Origin of the sequence: Flammeovirga sp. MY04, from assembly GCF_001682195.2 — a bacterium.
Classification (GTDB): domain Bacteria; phylum Bacteroidota; class Bacteroidia; order Cytophagales; family Flammeovirgaceae; genus Flammeovirga; species Flammeovirga yaeyamensis.
Genome location: NZ_CP003560.2, coordinates 649,897 through 670,336, shown reverse-complemented (window position 1 = coordinate 670,336; position 20,440 = coordinate 649,897). Strand labels below are relative to the sequence as shown.

The 20,440-nt window shown below is 33.7% G+C and carries 18 protein-coding genes; 14 read left to right on the top strand and 4 right to left on the bottom strand.

The genetic code is table 11. The annotated features are described in order from the left end of the window. Positions 1 to 17: 17 nt before the first annotated feature. Entirely contained in the window at positions 18 to 1,829 is a 1,812-nt protein-coding gene (locus MY04_RS02745) for a MutS-related protein (RefSeq protein WP_066205970.1), read from the bottom strand. A gap of 123 nt (positions 1,830 to 1,952) precedes the next feature. After that, positions 1,953 to 2,288, bottom strand: coding sequence for a hypothetical protein (locus tag MY04_RS02740; RefSeq protein WP_066205968.1), 336 nt, complete (start codon positions 2,286 to 2,288; stop codon positions 1,953 to 1,955). A gap of 368 nt (positions 2,289 to 2,656) precedes the next feature. Between MY04_RS02740 and MY04_RS02735 the strand changes: the two genes are divergently transcribed. The 12 genes from MY04_RS02735 (at position 2,657) to MY04_RS02680 (ending at position 14,412) form a co-directional block, all read left to right on the top strand. Next, positions 2,657 to 2,980: a hypothetical protein gene (locus MY04_RS02735; RefSeq protein WP_066205965.1), complete on the top strand. Its 324-nt coding sequence runs from the start codon at positions 2,657 to 2,659 to the stop codon at positions 2,978 to 2,980. Positions 2,981 to 3,053: 73 nt separating this feature from the next. Next, positions 3,054 to 4,373: a hypothetical protein gene (locus tag MY04_RS02730; protein WP_066205961.1), complete on the top strand. Its 1,320-nt coding sequence runs from the start codon at positions 3,054 to 3,056 to the stop codon at positions 4,371 to 4,373. A gap of 111 nt (positions 4,374 to 4,484) precedes the next feature. Further along, the gene (locus MY04_RS02725; protein ID WP_066205959.1) at positions 4,485 to 5,552 is read left to right on the top strand and encodes a BamA/TamA family outer membrane protein; all 1,068 of its coding nucleotides are present in this window, start codon (positions 4,485 to 4,487) and stop codon (positions 5,550 to 5,552) included. Positions 5,553 to 5,690: 138 nt separating this feature from the next. Beyond that, a complete protein-coding gene (locus MY04_RS02720; RefSeq protein WP_066205956.1) occupies positions 5,691 to 6,164 on the top strand; it encodes a hypothetical protein in 474 nt (157 codons plus the stop codon). Between the two features lie 478 nt (positions 6,165 to 6,642). Then, entirely contained in the window at positions 6,643 to 7,056 is a 414-nt protein-coding gene (locus MY04_RS02715) for a hypothetical protein (RefSeq protein ID WP_066205951.1), read from the top strand. Then, positions 7,046 to 8,035, top strand: coding sequence for a biotin synthase BioB (bioB, locus tag MY04_RS02710; RefSeq protein WP_066205949.1), 990 nt, complete (start codon positions 7,046 to 7,048; stop codon positions 8,033 to 8,035). Before MY04_RS02715 ends, bioB begins: the two co-directional genes overlap by 11 nt. A 1-nt stretch (position 8,036) precedes the next feature. Then, complete coding sequence (locus MY04_RS02705) at positions 8,037 to 9,221, top strand: aminotransferase class I/II-fold pyridoxal phosphate-dependent enzyme (protein ID WP_066205947.1); 1,185 nt, start codon at positions 8,037 to 8,039, stop codon at positions 9,219 to 9,221. Beyond that, positions 9,202 to 9,873 carry a DUF452 family protein gene (locus tag MY04_RS02700; RefSeq protein ID WP_066205945.1) on the top strand — a complete coding sequence of 224 codons (672 nt, stop codon included), beginning with the start codon at positions 9,202 to 9,204 and terminating at the stop codon, positions 9,871 to 9,873. Before MY04_RS02705 ends, MY04_RS02700 begins: the two co-directional genes overlap by 20 nt. Continuing rightward, complete coding sequence (locus tag MY04_RS02695) at positions 9,851 to 10,606, top strand: methyltransferase domain-containing protein (protein ID WP_158297529.1); 756 nt, start codon at positions 9,851 to 9,853, stop codon at positions 10,604 to 10,606. The genes MY04_RS02700 and MY04_RS02695 overlap by 23 nt, the downstream gene beginning before the upstream one ends. Before the next feature lie 2 nt (positions 10,607 to 10,608). After that, complete coding sequence (gene bioD, locus MY04_RS02690; RefSeq protein ID WP_066205935.1) at positions 10,609 to 11,241, top strand: dethiobiotin synthase; 633 nt, start codon at positions 10,609 to 10,611, stop codon at positions 11,239 to 11,241. Then, positions 11,234 to 12,553 (top strand): adenosylmethionine--8-amino-7-oxononanoate transaminase, encoded by a 1,320-nt coding sequence (bioA, locus tag MY04_RS02685; protein ID WP_066205931.1) that lies wholly within the window; start codon positions 11,234 to 11,236, stop codon positions 12,551 to 12,553. Before bioD ends, bioA begins: the two co-directional genes overlap by 8 nt. 665 nt (positions 12,554 to 13,218) lie before the next feature. Next, positions 13,219 to 14,412: a BamA/TamA family outer membrane protein gene (locus MY04_RS02680; protein ID WP_084005739.1), complete on the top strand. Its 1,194-nt coding sequence runs from the start codon at positions 13,219 to 13,221 to the stop codon at positions 14,410 to 14,412. 325 nt (positions 14,413 to 14,737) lie between these two features. Here the strand turns inward: MY04_RS02680 and cysQ are convergent, their stop codons facing one another. Continuing rightward, positions 14,738 to 15,496: a 3'(2'),5'-bisphosphate nucleotidase CysQ gene (gene cysQ, locus MY04_RS02675; RefSeq protein ID WP_066205929.1), complete on the bottom strand. Its 759-nt coding sequence runs from the start codon at positions 15,494 to 15,496 to the stop codon at positions 14,738 to 14,740. A 70-nt stretch (positions 15,497 to 15,566) separates the two neighbouring features. Further along, positions 15,567 to 16,469 carry a bestrophin family protein gene (locus MY04_RS02670; protein WP_066205926.1) on the bottom strand — a complete coding sequence of 301 codons (903 nt, stop codon included), beginning with the start codon at positions 16,467 to 16,469 and terminating at the stop codon, positions 15,567 to 15,569. A gap of 599 nt (positions 16,470 to 17,068) precedes the next feature. On the opposite strand from MY04_RS02670, the gene MY04_RS02665 reads away from it, so the two are divergent. Next, positions 17,069 to 18,172: a hypothetical protein gene (locus MY04_RS02665; RefSeq protein WP_158297528.1), complete on the top strand. Its 1,104-nt coding sequence runs from the start codon at positions 17,069 to 17,071 to the stop codon at positions 18,170 to 18,172. Between the two features lie 14 nt (positions 18,173 to 18,186). After that, on the top strand, positions 18,187 to 20,241 hold the full coding sequence (locus tag MY04_RS02660; RefSeq protein WP_066205920.1) for a hypothetical protein: 2,055 nt from the start codon (positions 18,187 to 18,189) through the stop codon (positions 20,239 to 20,241). Positions 20,242 to 20,440: the final 199 nt, after the last annotated feature.

Genomic DNA, 20,440 nt, shown 5'->3' with positions numbered 1-20,440 from the left:
TTTTTTGATAAATACTCTTAAGTATTTAGGCCCAATTCTTTCATTAAGAGACTAGCATTAAATTTTTCACAAACCCCTGATTTAATTTTATAATCAAATTCAAATCCTCCTTGATGATAATCAAAATCAAAATGATAATTCTTTGTCATCTCCGAATTATCCGATTCAAATTCAGAAAGCTGAAGGTCATGGGTAGCGACTAAAATGAAAGCATCTTTATTTTCTTTTAATTTCTCAAGAAGAGCAAAGGATCCTTTTAGTTTATCGACCGAATTCGTTCCTCTCAGCATTTCGTCAACCAAGAATAAATAGCGCTGATTAGAATTAATCGCTTCTACAATTAATTTGATGCGTTCCAACTCGGCTTTAAAAGTAGATTCACTTAATCTTAAGTTATCTGATATACGCATAGAGGTAATCAATTTCACTGGCTTACCAACTGAAAACTGTTTAGCACAAACAACACTGCCAATATAAGATAACACCAAATTAATACCGGCCACCCTTAAGAAAGTACTTTTACCAGACATATTAGAACCGGTAATAATGCTTACTCTATTATCATTTTTTAAATGATAAGAATTGGCTACTCCTTCATTTTGAGTTCCAGAAATACCTTCAAATATTAAGGGGTGTCCCATTTCTACACCTTCAAATACATATTCTTTATCAGTATACTCCACCTCTACCCATTCAGGTTTATTTCTTTGAAGAATTGCCAAACTATTTATTGCTTCTAGCTGACCAATCACATCATATAAATCATCAAATAATTGGGGGTATTGATTGAACCAATTTCTTATGTTTTTTACTAATCGAATATCAAAAGGAAAAAAAGCGTATAACATTACCAACCCCACTAGGTTTCTTCTGATATCCAATTGTTGAATCATATAGGATAAATCTTTCAATGGTTTTAGAAATGTTTCTCCATTTCCGATTTTTGCCACCTCTGATTGTAATAATTTGGAAGTAAAAGATGCCTCACCAATTAATTTGATCAATTGCGAAAGCTTTTCTAAAGTTTCGGCACTATTACTAATCAATTCCATAAAAGCAGCCACTCCTTTTCCTACTTTACTCATCACAAAGAAATTAGCGATAACTAATCCAATACCTAAACTACCCACCCATTCTTGAGTGGTCACCAAACCGTAAACAACTACACACCATAAAACAAGAACCAAATAAGAGTAATAAAGATAAATTTTCTCATTTTTTAATTCGAACTTAGAAATCTCATCAGTATTTACAGGTTTAAATCCTTTCTCATTTTCATTATCAAAAAGTAAGTATTGAAATTGATTTGAAAACTCTTTCTTATCTGATAATTCATTTACGGCCCCTCTTCTTTCCAATATTTTATCAAATTTCACATCAGCAACTTCTTGAAAGAAAGAGGCAAGCTTTGTTTTTCCTAATCTAGTTTTAGCTCTGTTGATAAAATGGAACAATCCAAACTCACCAAAAATATCTAAATCATTAGCAAAATGATGCTGAGGGTTGATAAACTCTTCTCCGTTACTATAAATATTTGCTTCGCCTTTAATAGTATTCAACTCATTTTCTATCAATTGATATTTGACTTTATACTCTGATAATCGAGATAATATTTTTTGATGAAGACGAACAACAACGGCAAAACCTAAAAACTCAACTAAAATAGATATCCAAAGAAAATCGCTCAAATAGTTATAAACTATAAATGACAAACCTATTGATGCAACAACATAGATGAGTCTCAAAAAAGAATATTGATTTGATTTTTTCTCTAACGAGCTAATGAATTGATTTAGTTTATTAATTTCTTCTTGATAATGTAAAGACATGTGTAAATACTATTTATTGAACAACAAAGTTATAATAATCTTGAAGTTATCATTGATAATAGATACAAAAAAAGGTTGTTTTCATTATACTGAAAACAACCTTAAATTAAAAATTAGTAATTTTTATTGATCACAAGGAGCAAGTAAGAACCACTCCAAAAGTTCAACTGTTGACTCTAATTCATTTTTTGCTTCTTCTAAAGCTTCTGGGTCATCTGCTAATGATTCCTCTAGTGCCTCATTGATACAGCTTTCATTGTTATTATGAAAATCTACTGCTTCTTGGAATACCGCTTTTGTTTCCTCACAAGTTGCATCTGTTGGAATGCTTTCAATCTTGTCATATATAGCTGTAAGATCTGTGATTGTTTGTTGTGTATCACACGGAGCTGGCTCTTCGTCTTCTGAACATGACATTGCGAATAAGCCTAGAAGAAAGATTAAGAGTACTTTTTTCATGATAAAAAAATCCTTTAAGTAAAGTAAATTAAAAACATATTATTCACTACATAATCAGTGCCAATGTTAACAAATAATACATAATTTATTCACTAATTAATTATAAGAGTTGTAATAAAATTATTTTACATTTATTGCGTAATATTTACTTTTAAAAGGCGTTTTATTACTTTTTATACAAGCTATTAAGATCTAAAAACATTTTTCACATTTTTTAGTGCATCACCTTTTATAGTAAATACGTTACTTTGTATTGAATATAATTGTTCTACGCTTTTATTATCTAATTGAATACACAGCTATCATATAAGAAAATTGCTCGCTCAATCTTTACGATATGGGTTGCACTCCACACATTGAACTATAGTGTGGACATTGATGCTGTCATTGTATCTCATGCAAACTACAGTCCTGAGTATCTATTACAACAGGAAGATAAAATCGAAAGTATCGTAGAATTTTTTGTTGTGATCATTTTTGAAGACAACTTCGATGATTTCGAAGACAATCCGTTTTCTCATAATGAATCAAAAAGTTTCTCTCCAATAGTATGTTATTACCCATCAATACCTAAAATAGTTGATGAGGCTAAACCTATTGAGACAAAAACTACACAACAGCATTTTTACCTAGACCGTAACTACCCTACGCCTATTCAAGGCATTGTTCCTCCCCCTCCGCGTGCGTGCTAAATAGCAGTACGGCTAATACGCTGTGCTCTACTTTTTTAAGAAATAAATTCTTAATGCACAAACGTAGAGATATATGAAAAACCTATATTTATTAGTTATTCTATTCTCTCTAATCTCTTTTAACAATACAGTGTTTGCGCAAGAGGTTCAGGAAGAAGAGGAACACGAAACAAAATTTAAACAACAGCCAGGATTGGCAAAAGCAGCTTCTAAAGTATTTTTCTCAGAAAAACCATGGAGCGTATCAGGATTTGGAGAAATTTCTATGGTAAATCGTAATGATGTACCCCTAGGAATGGAAGACGATATCGAATTATCTTACAACAATTTATACCGTTTCTCTACCTTTTTTGGATACCGTTTTACAGATAAGATTATCTGGAACTCTGAAGTTCTAGTAGAATACTTGATGGATCCCAATGGAAACTCTCATTTTGAGTTTATTCTAGAAGCTTTTATGGACTTTTCTATTCATAAATCATTTAATGTAAGAACAGGTTTATATCCTTTAAGCCTTGGATATATCAATAATAACGATGAACCTGTAATGTTCGGATCTGTGAACAGATCGGATGTTGAACGTATCATTATTCCAAGTACTTGGATGGGTATGGGTGTCAGTTTCTATGGCATCATGTCCCCTAGTTTTAATTATACATTAGGCTTCGCTCAAGGACTTGATGGTAGTGCCTTTAGAAGTGGAACTTTTGTACGTTCAGGTAGAGAACCTCGCTTTGATGGAAATGCTTTCACTACTTTCTCTGTCAACCCACAAATCAATTATGTGGGATTAAAAGACTGGACATTCAGTGGATCTGCTTATATCGGTCAAGCAGGCGATAATCAAGAAATCACAGATAGTAATAATAATGTACGTAGAGCAGAATCAGTAGTACAAATCTATTCGGCTTATGCTCGTTATGTACAGAAAAATTGGGAATTCATTGCACTTGCCACTACTGGTTATATGTCGAATACAGCCGACATTTATCAGATGACTGCTCAAGCAAATGGTGGTGTTGGTGAAGTGATGGCCAAGCAAAATATTGGTTATTTGGTAGAGGGAAGCTTTGACCTTCTATCGCTTTTCAATAACCGAAACTTTCTTCGCAAGAAGAACTTTATGATTGACCCGCATGAGGTCAAAGTACCATTCTTCGTGAGATACGAGTATATCGACACTCACAAAAATTATAATGAGAAGTTACTAGCTGAGTCTAATGCCAATATGGTTCATTTTAACTCAGACATCATTACTGTAGGTGTGAACTTCAAACCTAGGGAAGAAATTGCATTCAAAGTCGATTATCAATTCAGAAATAATCGAGCAACTGGTCCCTATGCCGCAAAAGAAGACAATTTACTAGAACTAGGAATTGGCTTCATATTTTGATCTTTAACAACTTCGATGAAAAACTAAAAACCAATGGGAAACCTCTGCATCTTTTTGTAGAGGTTTTTTTTTATGCTAACTTCACTATGGATTTACAACCAAATTACTCTTATGCAAAAGTACCTTTTCACTTTTCTACTGTTTATTTGCTCTTTTCATTCAACATTTGGACAATCGTTTGATACAGGTGGCGGTGGTGAAAGAAGCGATAAGAAATTTCAATTCATGCCTATCCCCTACATCAATTATGATAGAACACTTGGTTTATCTGTAGGTGCATTACCCATGGCGATGTACAACCTTAGTGAAAAGGATACGATTTCTCCATCATCAGTATCGGGTCTACTTGGCATGTACACCACCAACGAATCTTGGTTTGTCTTAGGTTTCTCCAAGTTCTATTTTAATGAAGATAAATATAGGGTAACCGTTGCTGCCGGAACGGGAAATTTCAATTTTCAGACTTTTGTAGGACTACCAATCAATGGATTTATACAGTATAACACAGGAGTAAATTTTGCCAAAGGTGAAATTCAACGAAAAATTGTCAACCATTTATATTTGGGAATCAACTATATGTATACCGACTTCGAGAATCAATTTGATATTGGTACTGACACCACATTTGTCACAGAACTACAAACTTTAGGGTTTATAGTATCCTACGATCAAAGGGATAATGTCTACTACCCTACAAAAGGTCAAATTGCCGATATCAATATTGATTTCAACCCTAACTTTCTAGGTAATGAGCAAACCAATACTAAAGTCACTTTAGCATTCAATAAGTTTTTTGCGTTTAAAGAAGGACGAGATGTTTTAGCAGCTAGAGCCTATATAGGTTTTGGTATTGGTGACCTGACTTTTAATCAACAATTTATTGTTGGAGACACCGATATTAGGGGATATACTCAGGCAAAATATAGAGGAAATGCGATGTATAACCTGCAAGCAGAATATCGATGGAATTTCCATAAAAAAATGGCACTTAACTTCTTTGGAGGTTTGGCTACGGTTTCTGGAGCCAACGAATCATCCCAAAATGGAATTTTATTACCTGGAGCAGGTGTAGGTTATAGATATACTGTATTTCCTAAAAACCATATGAATGTTGGTCTTGATGCTGCTGTCGGTAGAGATGATTGGGGCATTTATTTTAGAATAGGTGAAGCTTTCTAACTATTGTTTTGTTATAACTTTATAAGTTATCTTTAGTTTATTGTAATAGAACTCAACCTCTGAAAGATAAAATCGTAAATTAACTCATCATTTTCTGATTTATATTTTAGAACGATTTTAGGTTAAAAAGAAAATACTATGTGGGAAACATTCGATATACAATCCTTATTTTTTGGTTTATTAGCCGGCCTTGCCGTTGCATTGGTAGTACAAGTTAAAGGTTGGTTTAAACAGGCCTATCAAAACAAAGAGATTAAACGTTTAAAGTCTCATTTGCATGACAAAATGGAGATAGATGCTGAGGCAATGAGCAGTAAAAAGGGTGAAATTGAACGTTTAAAAAGAGAAAACGAAAACCTAAGAGTAACCAATAAAGCATTAATGAATAAACCTGGACGCCAAGAAATGATGACCTACCATGCTTTTCAAATAGCTATTGATAAATTAAATAGTAATATGATGGGATTTGGTCCAGCTTGGCAAGATGCCTTTAAAGAAGCTAAAGAAGATGTAAAAAGCATAGAAGAAGGTGAACAATCTTTTATGAAAAAAGTCTTACCTAAAGGTCTATTTGGGGGCAACACCTATGAATTAGGAGAAGGCGATGATTAACTCCTTAATTCCAAATAAAACCAAATAAAAGATATAACAATCCTATGAATTAATATCATTAACAGTCTACTTTTGTCACTCACTATATCCTTAAGTATATTAGTTAAAGCCATACGATTAACCTTAAATGTCTAACAAATTAACTGTTTTACTTATGAATGCTTACAGGTGGTTTCTAGTAATATTGACTGTTATATTAGGTATAGGAAATGTATTTTTCCTAGACAAAGAAGACTTAAGTCTTTTCAATAATTTTTATGAATATTTATTCATGATATTAATGTTCGGTGCATCAGTAATTTTAGTAACGCAACGTTATTATAAGAATGAAGACAATAAGCCGTTGAACCAAAATTAAGCTCCCTGATTCATAACAATTCTAAACTACTACTCCCTACCCTCAAAAAACTATAATATTCTTTTAATCTAAAAAAAGAATGATAATATTGCCAAGAGAATAATATTTTAATATTCAATTATGGCAATTTTTAAAAGATGGTCACGTACAGGATATGCAATTTTTAACTCCCTGAAAAGAGAGATCAAAATCGCTGTACTTAACGTTTCCATGCATCTAAATGCCCCAGTATTAAAAGTAGAAACTTCGTCTGTTCAACAACTTTTTGATCAAGACGATGACGACGACGACCTCAAAGAAGTCGACCTTTTATTACTTACGGAGGCCAACCATAGTTTATCTGATGTAAGCAGTAGTAGTTTACCCCCAATTATTGATTTTGATAAGGACACTCACTGCTTTACATTCTACGATTTACTTAACAAACTATTTCGCATCCCCCCTAATTTATCGGAAATATATAACGGTATTCTATATCGTGTAGAATCACTATGTCCTATTCATAAATCAATACAAAACTATTATGCAGACTGAAATTAGAAACAATTGGTCGAGAGAAGAAGTGGCTGAAATCTATAACATGCCACTTATGGAATTGATGTATAAATCATCAACAATCCATAGAGCATTTCAAAAAACTGGAGAAGTACAAGTATGTACGCTATTATCTGTAAAAACCGGAGGCTGTAAAGAAGATTGTGGTTACTGTTCCCAATCTGCGAAACACAATACTCATGTAAAAGCACATAAGCTTATGCAAAAAGAGGATGTGATCGAAAAAGCAAAACAAGCAAAAGAAAACGGATCTACTCGTTTCTGTATGGGTGCGGCATGGAGAGAAGCAAGAACAAACCGTGATTTCGAAAGTGTACTGGGTATGGTTTCTGAAATTAATGACATGGGTATGGAAGTTTGTGCTACTCTTGGAATGTTAGACGAAAAGCAGGCAGAACAACTTAAAGATGCAGGTCTTTACGCCTATAATCATAACCTTGATACAAGTAGAGAATACTACGACAAAGTAATTACAACAAGAACTTTTGATGACCGTTTAGACACAATTGCTAACGTTCAAAAAGCAAAAATTTCTGTTTGTTCAGGTGGTATTATCGGTTTAGGTGAAACAGATAAAGACCGTATCAGTATGTTGCATACGTTATCTACATTACCTATTCACCCTGAATCTGTGCCTGTTAACGCATTAGTTCCGGTAGAAGGAACTCCTATGGAGAATAACAAAATGGTATCTACTTGGGAGATGATCAGAATGATTGCCACTTCTAGAATATTAATGCCTAAAGCAATGGTTCGATTATCAGCTGGTAGAACAGAAATGAGTACTGAGGCACAAGCATTGTGTTTTATGGCAGGTGCTAACTCTATTTTTGCGGGGGACCAATTATTAACGACTCCGAATCCAGAAGAAGATCAAGATAAATTGATGTTCAACCTATTAGGTTTAACCCCTCGCGAATCATTCTTAAATGAAAAACAAAAAGAAGTAGTCGTATAACATGCAACATCTTGAACACGAACTGTCAGTTCTTCAAGAGTCGCATCAATATAGATCTTTAAAAGAATCCAATCGATTAACAGAAAGTAATGTGCTTAGAAACAATAAGATCATGACTTCTTTTATTTCGAACGATTATTTAGGGATTGCATCAAATGCTTCTTTAAAAAGCGATTTTCTTAAGGAATTAGACAAACAACAAAGCTTAAGTTTTGGAAGTGCTTCCTCTAGATTATTAGAGGGAAATCATCAAGTGTTTAATGAATTAGAACAAAAAGTAGCCTCATCTTTTCAGAAAGGAGGCTGCTTGTTCATGAACAGTGGATGGCACGCCAATACTGGAATATTAAGCTGTATACCTCAAAAAGGTGATTTAATAATTTCTGATAAACTAAATCACGCAAGTATAGTCGATGGTATTCGGTTATCGAATGCTCAATTTGAGCGTTTCCGTCATAAAGACTATGATCATTTAGAGGATATCCTAAAGAAAAAAAGGAAGGATTACAATCATGTCTATATTATTTCTGAATCCTTATTTTCTATGGATGGAGATTATGCTGACCTACAACAATTGGTTGATTTAAAGAATAGATACAACACCTATTTTATTCTTGATGAAGCACATAGCATCGGTCTTTTCCAAAAAGGATTAGGTTATGCTTCCTCTTTAGATTTAGCCAATCAAATTGATATTCATATCATGCCTTGTGGTAAAGCATTAGGTGGTGTGGGTGCTTTGGTGGTGAGTAGTCAGGTAGTGAAAGAATACCTGATCAATAAATGTAGGGCATTTATTTTTACCACAGCATTGCCTAGTATCAATGCCGCTTGGATGAGTTTTGTTTGGGATAGATTACCAAGTTTTGAGAATGAACGTCAGAAGCTTGAAGAAAACATCCAATACTATAATCTTTTGAGACAAAAAGGCGGTTTTGATGTTGTTTCTAGAAGCTGTATTCAACCTATTCTTATTGGTGATAATCAGAAGACAATAACTATATCAGATAATCTATTGGATAAAGATATGGTATGCAGTCCGATTCGTTACCCTACAGTGCCTAAAAACGCAAGTAGGTTACGATTATCCATCACAAGTATGCATAGTTTCGACCAGATTCAAACACTCTGTAAGGAAGTTTCATCACTATTAAAACAAGAATCCCATGCAGTACAAATGGCTTAAAAAAGAAAATAGTGCTTCAATTACTTTATTTTTTAGTGGTTGGGGACAGACTCCAGCATATTTTCAAGATTTTCAGTTAGATGATGCTGATGTGTTGATGCTTTATGATTATCAATCGCTTGATTTTTCCGAGATCAATTCCTTATGTAATGCTTACAATAACGTGAATTGTATTTCTTGGTCATTTGGTGTTTTGGTGGGAGCTCATTTCTTACTACAAAATGATATAAATGGAGAACGAATTGCCATTAATGGTACGCTCTCTCCTGTTGATTATACGTTCGGAATTCCCCCTGCCATTTTTAAGGGAACATTGGATGGATTGTCTGAGACCAACTGGAAAAAGTTTATTTTTAGAATTTTCCCAGACAGGACAATGGCTTCTCAGTTTTTAGAAATGCCGCATCGTTCTATCGATCAATTAAAAAAGGAATTAAAGTTTTTAGGTGAAGTAAATAGCATTGAAGATCATACGCTTTATCAACAAGCTTTCATTTCTAATTCGGATAGAATTTTCCCCTATCAAAATCAAATAAACGCTTGGGAATCGAGTGAGCATACCGTTATCGATGGTGCACATTTCCCTTTTGATAAAATCACTTTCCTTTCCAAGTTTAAAACTAATTCAAATGCTTATGATTCCGTTAGATAAATCTCAAGTACAACATCGATTTGGGAAGAATGTGGAAAGCTATGTATATGAGGCAAGTATTCAAAAGGAAATTTGTGATGAATTGTATGATGAAATAATCACTCATGAAATCACATTTAATAACGCCTTTGAAATTGGTTGTGGATGTGGTTTCCTTACAGATCTTTTGATCGATCATGTAAGGCAATATGAGGTAAATGATTTACATAGAAATTGTACGCATCAACTTCTTGACAAACATGATCATTTAAAATTTAGAGAAGGAGATGCTGAATCAATTTCTTTTCCTTCTGAATTAAATTTGATCTGTTCTGCTTCGGCTTTGCAATGGATGACAGATTTGGATGTACTTATCGAAAAAGTCAATCAAAGTCTTTTACCTGATGGCTATTTTATGTTCAGCACATTTGGGCCGGATAATTTTAAGCAGATCAAGGAAATTACGGGGAATGGCTTGGAGTATCATGAATTGACACATTGGGAATTTCTATTAGAAAAACATCAATTTGAGGTCATTAAATCGTGGGAATGGAAGAAAGACTTGCTATTTGATAAAGGAACGGATGTCTTAAGACACATCAAAAAGACTGGGGTAAATGGAATGAGTTCTGAAAAAAGTGTTTGGAATAGAAATAAGCTATTAAAATTTAATGAAGCTTATAATTTCTATCAAACTTCAGGTAAAGTTCCTTTAACCTATCACCCTATTTTTATCATCGCCAAAAAGAAATAATCATGGAAATATTTGTTACTGCCATAGGCACAGACAGTGGAAAATCGGTAGTTTCTGCCATATTAACCGAAGCATTAAATGCCGATTACTGGAAACCAGTACAAGCGGGATTTCCCACAGATACAGAAGGTGTTCATAGTTTATTGCCTACTCAAAAAGAAAAAATTAAAGAAGGGTATTTATTAAAATATCCTATGTCGCCTCATGCAGCTGCTGAATTAGAAGGAATTACTATCGATTTAGATCAAATAATTGTTCCGGAGTATAAAAATGAGATACTCATTGTGGAAGGTGCTGGTGGAATTATGGTACCACTTAACGATAAAGATATGGTGATTGATATCCCACAGAAACATCAAATGCCCGTTATTTTGGTGAGTAATATTTATTTGGGTAACATCAACCATACATTATTATCCATTAATGAATTGAAAAAAAGAGGGTTGAATTTGATGGGAATTGTGTTTAATGGAGAGAATAACCAAGCTACTAAATCAATAATTTTGAAACATGCTGATTGTCCTGAATTATTTCATTTACCTCAATTAGAGAGTGTAAATAAAGAAACTGTTCAGGAAGTGGCGAATAATGTCAGAGAAAACCTAATAAAAAACATCACTCATTATCATGAATAAATCATTATTAGAAAAGGATAAAGAATACATTTGGCATCCTTTTACTGCCCAAACACTCACCCCTCCACCTTTGCCTGTGACATCGGCAAAAGGTTCCTTGCTTACTTTGGAAGATGGAAGAGAAATTATTGATGCTATTGCTTCTTGGTGGGTCAATATTCATGGACATGGTAATGAAGAATTGGCTGAGGTAATCAAGCAGCAAGTTTTGGATTTGGACCATATAATCTTTGCTGGCTTTGCACATCAACCCTCGGTGGCTTTAGCAGAAAAACTTCAACCACTATTACCTGGAGAATTACACCGTTTCTTCTTTTCTGATAATGGGTCTACAGCTACTGAAGTCGCTTTAAAAATGGCCATCCAATATTTTTGGAATAAAGGAGATACCAAAAGAAAAAAGGTAATTGCATTAGAAGGTGCTTATCATGGAGATACATTTGGGGCACTATCAATGGCCGCACGTACACCTTTCTCTGCTCCTTTCGACGATTACTTGTTTGATGTTTTGTATTTACCTTTTCCAACAGAAGAAAATGAAGAGGAAGTACATCAATTAATGGAAGAATATTGTGCATCAGAAGAGGTTTGTGCGTTTATTTTTGAGCCACTAGTACAAGGAGCAAGCGGAATGAGAATGTACTCCGCTAAGACACTCGACCACTTAATTGGTATTGCTCAAAGCTATGGTACGCTAAGTATCGCCGATGAAGTGATGACAGGATTTTACCGAACTGGGAAGTTATTTGCCACCAATTATCTAACTGATCATGCCCCTGATATTTTATGTTGTTCAAAGGCGTTGACGGCAGGAATTTTACCAATGGGATTAACCATTTGTACTCAAGAAGTCTATAGTGCTTATCTCGTAGATGACATGATGAAAACATTTTTTCATGGACACTCATTTACCGGAAATCCTATTACTTGTGCTTTAGCGTTAAAAAGTTTAGAAATGCTCATAGGTGATGAAAGACAAGAACAAATAAAAACGCTTTGTAATAGTCAGAAAATGATGGCAGAAAAATTAACTACTCTCCCCTATTTTTCTAATGTTAGGGTGACGGGAAGTATTCTTGCGTTCGATTATATTAATGAGGCTGAAACATCCTATTTTAATTCTATCAGAAACGAGTTATATAATTGGGCTTTATCAAATAATATTTTGCTAAGGCCTTTAGGTAATACATTATATATACTGACAAATTATACCATCAAGACAGAAGAGCTTGAAAAAGTATATCAGTTAGTGTCTCAATTAGGGACTTTGGGGTTAAAAAAATGTCTTGAACTTCAAACTGAAGAAGAATAATTAGTAAAAAGTTTTCACTAAATTTTTATTTATAATCATTCTAAATAGTTAGAAATTCTACGAAGAGTTATATTTTTTCTTTGATTATTAATTATTATTTCCTTAATTGTTAATGAAAACAGCAATAAGAAATAGTTTTTGGGTTATTAAAGGAAAAGAAAAGGCCATCATTATGTGATGGCCTTTTCTATTTTTTCATTATTTAAAGAAATACGAACAATAATGGATAAAGTTGTATTTTTTTATCAAGAATTATTGTAATAATGAAATTATTTCCTTTAATTAGTCAATGAAAACAGCAATAAGAAATAGTTTTTGGGTTATTAAAGGAAAAAAAAGGTCATCATTTTGTGATGACCTTTTTTAGTTATACGAATTTTGAATTTCATAAAACATATCATTTTTAACTTTGAGTAAAATAAAAATGTATTTTCTACATTTTTTTATTGGAATATTAAAATTATTTCTTTTAATTAGCCTATGAAAACAGCAATAAGAAATAGTTTTTGGGTTATTAAAGGAAATAGAAAAGGTCTTCATCATGTGAAGACCTTTTTTTATTGTATTTTCATAAAAATAGAATCAAGTCTAAAATGTTTTCATTAATTTCGTCCGACAATCATCTATCAAATGTTTGACGACTAAAAGTCAATAACTTTCATTTTATGAAACTAAGAAAAATAAAAAAGACCTTATTTTTTATTCTACTATTATCCTTATCAGTTCAGGTTGTGTCTGCACAAAGTACTACTGCATTAACTGATTCCACTGCTCAAGAGAACATCAAAAAGGAGAAAAAGAAAAAAAATCTCCGTTTTAGTGTTTTAGGTGGACCAGGGTATACTCCAGATTACGGATTCCTTTTAGGGGTAAGTATGTTATTCACTTTTAAGATCGATACAACAGATCCTGATTTAAATAGGTCTGTCGTGCCCATTGCAGGTGCATGGCTTTCTTCTGGTGGATTTAACTTAATTGCTAAACCTCAGTTATTTTTCAAAGACGATAAAATTCGATATTTCGGACAAGTACAATACAGAAATAACTATGATAATTATTATGGTGTAGGTTTCGACACCAATCAAAATATTCCAAGAAGTGATTCCACCACACAGTTCTTCCAAAACTCCATAGTGAACTTTGGTTCGGTACTTTTCCGATTGGGTGAATCTGACTTTTTCTTAGGACCTTCCTTCGAAGTTACTTACAGAAATTTAAGTGAAATTTCTCCATTGATGGCCACTGACTCTGTTTATATTGAACAAGGTGGTAAACCTGAAGGAATGGACTTTTTTAATATCGGTTTAGGATTTGAAGTCTCATACGATACAAGAGACATTCCTGCCAATGCATGGAGTGGAGTTTTCTTCGATATCAATGCTAGGTATTATGATACATGGCTAGGTTCAGATAGTCAATGGGGATTTATTAGTGCCGAATACCGACAATACAAATTACTCCCTTTTATGGGGGAAAGAAGAGTATTAGCATGGACTGCCAAAATAAGGTCTTCCTATGGAGATGTTCCTTTTACCGATATGTCACTTATAGGGTCTCCTTTTGATTTAAGAGGATACTATCTAGGTCAATATAGAGATAAAACTTCTGCATTTATGATGGCGGAATATAGACATATGATTAACTCTAAATCTAAATTACTATCTAGGTTAGGCTTTGCCGCTTGGGGTGGTGTAGGTATGGTTGGTCCTGATTTATGGAACCCTGGAGGAGTATTACCCAACTTTGGTGCTGGTTTAAGAGTAGAGGTTCAACCTAGAATGAACTTTAGAGTCGATTTAGGTCGCGATCCTTTAGCTGGACAGAATTTGATTTACTTTAATATGACGGAAGCGTTTTAGCAGGTAGCAGGTAGCAGGTAGCAGGTAGCAGGTAGCAAAGTTAACGCTCGTTTTAGGTAAGAAGTAAGAGGTAAGAAGTAAAACTGGCGCAAATGTTAAGCGAAAGCGTCATTTGTGCCCATAAACGTTAGAGGTCTCCCGACCTCGTTTTTTACTAAGGAGCTAAGGAACTAAGGAAAATTACAAATTTGAGGAATCTACTCAAACGCTATAAAAATAATTCCGTGTATTCAGATAGAATCTTTGGAACTAAAGTATATAAAAAAGGATTAAAACTTTTGGGAATCACCCTAAGTTTTAATCCTTTTTTTGATTTATGAGAAGATTATTTTCCTAGAACTAGGAAGCTTCCGTTCAATAAATTTTCTTTATTGTATTCGAATTCTGTTTCTTCTGTATTTCCTACATACACTTTACCTCCTGCAGCTTCGACAACAGCTTGTCCCGCTGCTGTATCCCACTCCATTGTTGGTCCATGTCTGTAATATAAATCAGCTTTTCCTTCAGCTACCATACAGAATTTCAAAGATGAACCAACTGAGATAGATTCTGTTGCTTCATATTTTGAGATAATTTCTTCTTCGGCTGGATTAGCGTGTGATTTAGAACGCACTGCTACACGATCGCCGTCTTTCCATTGTACCTGAATTGGATCTAAGATACCTGCTTCTCCTTTTTTAGCGCCCTCTCCAACAATACCAATATAAATTACTTCTTTAACTGGTACATAGATCACTCCAAGAACAGGTTTTTTATCTTTTATCAAAGCAATATTTACGGTAAACTCACCATTTCTATTGATAAACTCTTTTGTACCGTCCAAAGGATCAACGCACCAATAAGTTGACCAATCTTTTCTTTCAGCATATTCTATTGATTTCCCTTCTTCTGACAAAATTGGGTAATCAAACTCTGATAAACCTTTCATAATTACTTCATGAGAAGCTTTATCAGCCAAAGTAAGAGGTGAGTTATCATCTTTTATCTCAACTCCTAAATCCTCTTTATTGTAAATTTCCATAATTGCATGGCCTGCATCAATTGCAATACTCATACAATCATTCGATAGTTTTTCTAAGTCCATTAGTTTCTAAATTTTATATGGGATTACAAATATAGAAAAGAAAAACAATTTAGAATTATAGATGGATGATCTACATTAAAACATACGGTCTTTCTGGCTTCCATGCATCTGGGAGATCTTTATATTTAATTTCTTGCTTGATATTGATTTCAATAGTTCTGGAAAGAGTGAGCATTGGTGTATCTGATGATGAGTTTTCAAATGGATCTTGTAAGTAGGTGGCAATTCTCTCAATAATTAAGAACGCTAATGCTAGTGTCACACTTGTCACCAACAATATCATCCCATTCGTTTCTACTAAACCATAAGGAAGAAAAAATATGAAGAAATAGATCAATATCTCTAACAATAAAGTGTACATACTTGGAAATACTGTATTCTTTATTCTTTCACACTTCCCCATAGAGTCAGTAAGCTTTACCAAGGTGGTATCCATTTGTACCAACTGAAATGTATCTATGTATCCATTCTTAAATAACTCTTTTAATAACTTCCCTTGTGTATATAGTAATGAATTGGGAACATTTTTACTTCCCTTCAACACTTCTATCTCGTCGGCCTTAAGTAAATATTTAGCATCTGCTGTCGGATCTTGCTTTCTTAAATTTCTTGCCAAAGCAAAACACCAAGCTGCTTGTCTTAAGGACATATCTTCGATAATTTCATTTGAATTTTCATTTTGAGGCAAATAAGTAATAAGTTGTCTTGCCCAACTTCTAGAGTCATTTACGATGGCTCCCCAAACTTTTCTTGCTTCCCACCATCTTTGATAAGATGAATTTGTGCGAAAGGCCAAAAGTAAGGAAATGGCTGTACCTGGTACGGAGATAATACTTAATGGTAAGCTTAGTTGACTCAATAAGTGTTCATCATCTAAAATTGATAAGAAAAGCATATATATAACAATCAACAACACAGAAAACCAAAGGTCTTTAAAAAGTCTTTTCCAAGGAATATATAAACGGGTTACCATATATTTTTTACTAGTTTTTGGGATACTAATAGTTAATGTAAATCAGATTAAAAATATCATCTAATGGCGTAAATTCTTTGTTTTTGCCTCTAAAAAGTTCCTATAAGCAATAATTCTTAAAGAGATTCTTATTTTTTTTCAATTATTCTTTGAATTTTACAACAAGACCTCTATATTAGTAGCAAATTAATATTAGACTATAAAAAATCTTTACCACAGATAAATTAATAACCACAAAATCAAATCCAATTTATTGCAAATCCCCCTATTTTATGGTTTTTAAATTACATAATTTATTATGTGGTACTTAAAAATATTATTAGTAGTTAGTTTATCAAAAAACGAAAGGCTATCTCAAATTGGGATAGCTTTTTTATTTTTAAAAACTATCTGATTATTAACAAGCTATAACCCATTCATAGATTAAAATTTATTTGCGTAATTTTATATAATATTTGCATTTCGCACATGATATATGTTCATTTGCACACGTAATACATTACCCAAAAAATATTTAATTTTCTAAGTAATTATCATTTACTGTAACACTTATTCTTTACTTAAAACATTTCTTTTATGAACAAGCTATCAGCCCTTGGGTGCTACTATTGCTATTGATTGGTTTTTCATGTCAAAACCGATTGGAGGACCCAACTGTTTTCACCTCAGAAGAGACTTCTGAAGAATCTAACAAGAGAATGCCTTTTAATCAAAGAGTATTCTTATTAAACTCAGCAGGCAATTCGTCTGTTATTTATGAAATCGATTACGATTTCCAAGGTTTAACTGGCGGTGCAACGCTTACAAAAGTAAACACTTCAGAAACCTTGCCAAAAGGTGGTCACATGTGTGTTTCTCCGGATAACCGTTTCTTAACCGTTGTAGTTGCTAAAAAGAACAAAATCTATTTAGTAGAAATTGCAACAGGTCAAGTAAAGTCAGCTACTTTAATGGCTTACAATCCTAATAAAGTTTCTATTGATCAGGTGACTGACAATCCTTCAAATTACTTGATGAGTAATTATAAAAACGAAAAAGGTAAAAAAGTAGGCGGGATTACTCAAGTGGATGTTGATCAAGAAGGCTACTTATTTATCGCAGGTAAGGCTGGCTTCTTTAGAGTTGTAGCAGATAGAGGAAATGGCAATCAAGATCCTTCTGACGTGGGATATAAGAGTGACATTTGGTCTGAAATCTGGGAACAACAAGATCAAAATTATCTAGAGAACAACGGTGTAGATACCGATAAATATGGTACAAATTGGGTGCATGCCATCCATTATAAGTTTGCTAACAACTTACAAGTGGAATCTACTGAAGATGGAGAAGAATATTTTGATGTCGATCAGAATTTCAATCCAAAAAAAGTAAAATTCCAAGGTGGCGACATTTTATTCACTCAAAACTCTACTGAAACCGACGGTTTTGAGAGTCAACGTTTAATTTCATTCTCACAATGGAAAGGAGGTACTGCTATTTATCTTGATTTACATTGGGATTATGCTTCTGAAACCATCACATTTGATGCCGGTAAAGTATTCGGTGATTTGAATAAATTACAAGACGAAACAGAGAAAGCAAACACAAGCAGCAGAAGTGCAGGTAAAGTAACAGGTGCAGCACTTACTGGAGACAATATGGTATTGACATCGCATCACAAATCGAAATTCTTACAATTAAGAACATTGGATGTGAAATCGTGAATGGCACTATTGAAATGACATTTAGCAACCCTGCCGATGGATTTACAGTTCATAATTGGGGTGATATGGCATCTACTCAATCATTCGATGTAAATACTTCTAATGATGATCAGTTATCAAATAAAGAAATTGACGGTGCCTATTATGTAGATTGGTACAGAGGTGATTATGAAAGTCATCAGTATGCTGAAATTAAGCTATACCGTCCAGGTATTGGTGCTGACAAATATGATGTACTAGATTTATCTGAAGACAACCACAACGTATCTAAAGAATCAAGAAGAAATTCTGCGAACGCAGATATTGCAGATTATAATAAAAATGCGAGCAAGTTTGTTTCATTAGGTGGTGGATATGCAATATTCAAACTTCCAACATCAGTAACAGTAACAAAAAATACTACTTTACAAGTTGTTGAAACTTCATGGAACAAAGCATCAGAATATTCTGAAATTGCAGATGCTTTTGTAGCGTATCCTGAACAAGCATCTGTAATGGTACTTCCGAATAATAATGCTAGATATTTCAGCGAAGGTTTATTATCAGAAACTTGGGTAGAAGTTGGAGATGCTTCAATTGCAAACAACGAATTCAACTTAGGTGATTTGGAAGGCTCAACTGTACAATGGATTAAAATCATTGACAACGCTTCAAAAACTCCTGATGGTTTTGATATCAACTTTGTTTCAATTTTCGAAGGTGAAAGTAATACTATTATCTCTACAGACGACGCCCCTTGGTTACCATGTGATGGTATTACTGCAGATAGTTATGCGATCAGAACGGGTGATGACAATCCATCTAACGCTGTGATTTTAGGTGAAGCAATGTATAAAATCCCTACAGCAGATCAAGTGATCAAATCGAGTATTATCGAGTTATCTCAAGAACAAAAAGATTACTTTGGTAGAGTATCAGGAAGAAGTGCAATCATTGGTGCTTTTGTGGCAGAAATTGACGGAAAACTTCACGCATATGAAATTCATGATGACTGTTCTGTTAAAGGCATAAGACACTTCGAATGGGGTGGAGCAAGAAAGAACACTTCTTTCGTAGCATTACCAAATTCTCCAAGTAAATATTCAACTTCTGAAATGGCAGGTATCACTACTTCATTTGTTGAATGGGATGGTCTAGATATTATTTATGACTTAAATGGTGAAACTGTAAGAGTTCCTTTTGCAACTAAACAAGAAGGTCGTATTCGTTATAAGAATGCCATTTATAACATGATTTTACCATCAGGCGATTTCACTTGTGATATCACCTATGATAAATTCACTCCTCCTACAAAAGCACAAAGCTTTGATAGAGTAAATGCATTCCTTGTACCAAAACCAGGTCAGATTATCGACGTTATCGTATTTGATGCAGCTCAGAAAGCACAATTCCAAGGCAACTTGATTGGTATGTTAATCGCTAAGATTAATAATAGATTACATGCCTATGAAGTAAAATCAGATTGTACTGTAAAAGGTATCAGACACCAATCGTGGGGTGCAGGTGGAACAGCGATGAAAAATCAATCTCTGATATCTCAACCTAAGAAAAATAACTCTTCATCTTATGCAGTAAGTGATGGATACAAGTACAATTGGATTGGCTTAATCACTAAAAATGGATGGGATTATAACATGTTGTACGAAGTAGAAGGTGTTGGTGAATTTATTCTTCCTTTCACTAAAGTATTCTACAAGCAAATGTGGTATGGTGGACCTAAACAACACATAGTTTGTTCAGCACATGATGTCATTGGAGAAGTTGAAGTAGATTACTATGGAGATAAATATGGTTTCACTACTCAACAACAATTAATTGAAGCTCCGAATGGCGATGTGTTTAGACAATTAAGAGTCAAAAACCACACTGCTAGTAATCAAGATTTTTATGTGGAATCTTATGGTAATGGTGTTGTTTTCCAAGGAACTGTTTCAGCAAATAAAGAGTTATTCTTTACAATTCCTTATTCTGGAGGCAATCCAACATTCAAATTATACATTGATGGAAGTGTATTAACGAAATCTTCTTCTGTTACACTTACCAAAGATGCTTGCGATGTGGTTCAATAGAATATAATATCTCAAAATTAAGGGTTGCTCTTTGGAGTGGCCCTTTTTTGTTTAACTCATTCATTATCACCCTTTTTAGGTATTTTACAATCAAATCTTAAAAAGGTGATGTTATTATTTGTTTGCGGATTAACAAAATTTTATATTTGCATATATAAATAATAATATTCTTTACCACACAAATTTAACTCTGTAACTA